The 3,732-nt window shown below is 35.6% G+C and carries 3 protein-coding genes and 2 pseudogenes; 3 read left to right on the top strand and 2 right to left on the bottom strand.

Translation table 11 applies throughout. The annotated features are described in order from the left end of the window. Window positions 1-138, bottom strand: a pseudogene (locus tag AACY61_RS10315) (MBL fold metallo-hydrolase); the annotation flags it as partial. 116 nt (window positions 139-254) lie between these two features. Between AACY61_RS10315 and AACY61_RS10320 the strand changes: the two are divergent. The 3 genes and pseudogenes from AACY61_RS10320 to AACY61_RS10330 all read left to right on the top strand — a co-directional run. After that, window positions 255-1,202, top strand: a pseudogene (locus tag AACY61_RS10320) (2-hydroxyacid dehydrogenase); the annotation flags it as partial. Window positions 1,203-1,674: 472 nt separating this feature from the next. Continuing rightward, window positions 1,675-2,025 carry a TM2 domain-containing protein gene (locus AACY61_RS10325; protein WP_339611497.1) on the top strand — a complete coding sequence of 117 codons (351 nt, stop codon included), beginning with the start codon at window positions 1,675-1,677 and terminating at the stop codon, window positions 2,023-2,025. A gap of 88 nt (window positions 2,026-2,113) precedes the next feature. Then, window positions 2,114-2,602: a DUF6428 family protein gene (locus AACY61_RS10330; protein ID WP_339611498.1), complete on the top strand. Its 489-nt coding sequence runs from the start codon at window positions 2,114-2,116 to the stop codon at window positions 2,600-2,602. Between the two features lie 62 nt (window positions 2,603-2,664). Here the strand turns inward: AACY61_RS10330 and AACY61_RS10335 are convergent. Beyond that, the coding region (locus tag AACY61_RS10335) for a GNAT family N-acetyltransferase (RefSeq protein WP_339611499.1) at window positions 2,665-3,732 on the bottom strand (1,068 nt) is incomplete at its 5' end.

A 3,732-nucleotide genomic window follows, 5' to 3' on the forward strand; every position in this document is an offset into this window, starting at 1 on the left:
TTTGGCGTTTTGTGCTTCCGCATAGGCATAATATTGTAAAGGGTTTCTGCTTGGGTCTATTAAAGCCATTTTTCCATCACTTACCAGGGCATAAGAATAATGAGCCAAAGGCTCGTCTTTAAATTGTTTTATCGTCATTTTTATCTAATTTTAGTGCAAAATTAATTACATATTGAATTCCTCACAGTAACTTGAGTTACTTATGATTTCATATTATAATCTATTTAAAAAAGATACAAAAAATTAAACCTATTATGAGTTCACCACACAAAAAAATTATCCATGTAGATAAAAATCATCCTTTACTTATAGAAGAACTGGAAAAACAAGGTTTTCAAAACGATGTAGATTATACTTCCTCAAAAGAAGAAATAGAAACTAAACTAGATTACTATGATGGTATTGTTATTCGAAGTAGGTTTGATATTGATAAAAACTTCCTGGATGCCTCAAAAAACTTAAAATTTATTGCCCGTATTGGTGCTGGTTTGGAAAGTATCGATACAGCTTACGCCGAAAGCAAAAACATTACACTTATTGCTGCCCCAGAAGGCAACCGAAATGCCGTGGGTGAACACGCTTTGGGAATGTTACTTTCACTTTTCAATAACCTCAAACAAGCTGACTTTGAAGTCAAACAAGGCCTTTGGAACCGCGAGCCCAATCGCGGTATTGAACTGGACGGCAAAACCGTTGGCATTATAGGTTATGGCAATATGGGAAAAGCCTTCGCCAAAAAACTACGCGGATTTGAAGTGGAAGTACTTTGTTATGACATTAAAGAAAATGTGGGCGACCAGAATGCCAAACAGGTGGCATTGGATGAGCTTCATGAAAAAGCAGATGTGCTAAGCCTCCACATCCCTTGGACACCGCAAACCAATAAAATGGTCAATGCTGATTTTATTTCAAAGTTCAAAAAGCCGTTTTGGTTACTCAATACAGCTCGTGGAAAATGTGTTGTCACAGCTGATTTGGTGGATGCTTTAAAATCAGGTAAAATTTTGGGAGCCGGACTGGACGTGTTGGAATATGAAAAAAACTCATTTGAATCGCTTTTCTCAAAGAATGACCTTCCAATAGCACTAAAAGAATTATTCAAAATGGACAATGTGTTGTTAAGTCCGCACATTGCAGGCTGGACTGTTGAAAGTAAAGAAAAACTGGCCCGGGTGATTGTAGACAAAATCAATGCTTTGTATGGACTGGAAGAGCAAAAAACAAAACTACTGCCTCAACAGGAATTTGGGGTTTCAGGCCTTGGCGGATTTTTCTTTAAATCCAAAAACCCTGATGCACTTAAACAATGGTATAAAAACCATTTAGGTATGAACACCGATCAATACGGTTGGACCTTTTGGTGGAAAGACAAAGAAGGTAACGATTGTTCGACCCAATGGAGCCCGTTTAAAGAAGATACGACTTATTTTGCGCCAAGCGAAAAACCTTATATGATGAATTTGAGAGTCAAAAATCTAAACAAACTGTTAGAAGAGTTAAAAAAAGAAGGCGTTTCTGTAGTGGGTGAAGTCGAAGAGTTTAGCTATGGCAAATTTGGATGGATTCTCGATCCAGAAGGAAATAAGCTAGAGCTTTGGGAGCCAATTGATAATGCTTTTTTATAAAGAAAAAATATCTTACATTTAAATTTCTAATAACTAAACTTACTTAAGTATGGAAGACAACAACAACTCAGAAAACTTTGAAAAAGAAGCCAAAAACACTGCCAATGAATTTAAAGAAAGCTGGAACCAATCTGTTAATGAAAATAGGGAAAATAAAAAGTTAATCGCAGGAATTTTAGCAATAGTCCTGGGCGGATTTGGAATACATAAATTTATACTAGGCTACAACAAAGAGGGTATTATTCTTTTAGTTGTAACATTGGTATTGGGTATTATAACTTGCGGGGTTGCAGCTTCTGCTGCCTGGATTATTGGTTTAATTGAAGGAATTATCTATCTAACTAAAAGCGATGAAGAGTTTTTTCAGACCTATCAGGCAAATAAAAAGCCCTGGTTTTAATTAACAATTTAAAAAGGCCGAATAAATTTGATTTGGCTTTTTTAATTCAATATTATATCGTAATATTGCGATATATAAATTCATCATAATGAAAACACAACAATTTTTAGAGCTTTTAGCCGGCAATCAGAACAAATCGTTGAAATTTGAATACTCATCCGGCAAATTTGTAGGTACCAACTATCACATCACCGAAGTAAAACACACAACCATTGAAAGTGTAGATTGTGGTGCAGGAACCGATTCATGGAAGGAAACCATCATTCAACTTTGGGAAAGTCCGGATGAAAAAGATAAAAAGGAGTTTATGTCCACTTACAAAGCACTTTCAATCCTAAAAAAAGTGGGGCGAATCAAACCATTTATTTTGGAAGCTGAAGTGAAATTTGAATACAGCAATAAAAACTTCAACACGGCACAATTATTTGTAAATGACTATGAGTTGAACGACAATGAGTTCATTCTTAAACTAGCCATTGAAAAAACCGACTGCAAAGCAAAAGAAGCCTGTGGAATTACTGAAAACAATGAAGTCACACAGGAAGCTTGTTGTGCACCCGGTAGTGGTTGCTGTTAAAAACTGATGTTTTTGATTAAAAATTTTGTAAAACCCGGGGTTCTGATTTGTAAGTTACTCAATCAGTCCTGGGTTTCTTCATTTTGTGAATCAAATTTTGCTTCAAGTTCTGCCTGAAATTCTTCCATCACAGGTTTTACTGTGGTTTCCGGAAGATCTGCAATCCTAATATACATAAGCCCATCTACCGCATTGTTAAATAAAGGATCTACATTGAACGCCACTACTTTGGCGTTTTGTTTTATATATTTTTTAATCAATACAGGCAACCTTAATTCGCCAGGTTCAAGCTCATCTATTATTTTATCAAATTTATTCAAGTCTGCTTCGGTTTCATCAAAAACAAAGTCCTTATCGGCGTCTTTTAGTTTTACTTTAAAATCTTTCTTGGGATGAATAAACTGAGCCACATAAGGGTCGTAATAATTGGATTTCATAAATTCAATCATCAGCGATTTTGAAAATTCTGAAAACCGATCACTGATGGTAACTCCCCCTATGAGGTATTTGTGTTCCGGAAATCGTAAAGTAGTGTGTACTATTCCTTTCCATAGTAGAAACAAGGGCATGGGTTTTTGCTGGTATTCTTTAATGATGAAAGCACGTCCCATTTCAATTGACTGACTCATCATTGTGTGTAATTCAGGTTCAAACCGAAATAAATCGTGCAAATAAAACCCTTCAATTCCAAAATCTTTATAGATTTTTGAGCCTAATCCCATTCGGTAAGCACCGGCTATTTTTTTAGCTTCATTATCCCATAAAAACATATGGTGATAATACGCGTCATACACATCAAGATCTATTGCCTGATTGGTTCCTTCCCCAACCTCCCTAAATGTAATTTCTCTTAAACGACCAATTTCCTGAAGTATGTTAGGTATATGGTCAGGGTGTGATAAAAAGACTTCATAATTTTTACTTGACAGCAATCGCTTATCTAAATCCTGAAGTTTTAAAACCTCTTCTTCCAAAATTTTAGGTTCTACAGGTGTTACGATGCTTTTTGGTGGTTTTGGGAATTTGAGAGTTTTGGGAATGTTGTCCAGCAATTTCTTTTTATTGAATGTGTTGGCAAGCATGTAGGTCTTTTTTCTTAAAAAGGCTGTAAAGTCTTCAAGAGAATCCTG

The organism is uncultured Planktosalinus sp., assembly GCF_963973675.1.
Lineage (GTDB): Bacteria > Bacteroidota > Bacteroidia > Flavobacteriales > Flavobacteriaceae > Planktosalinus.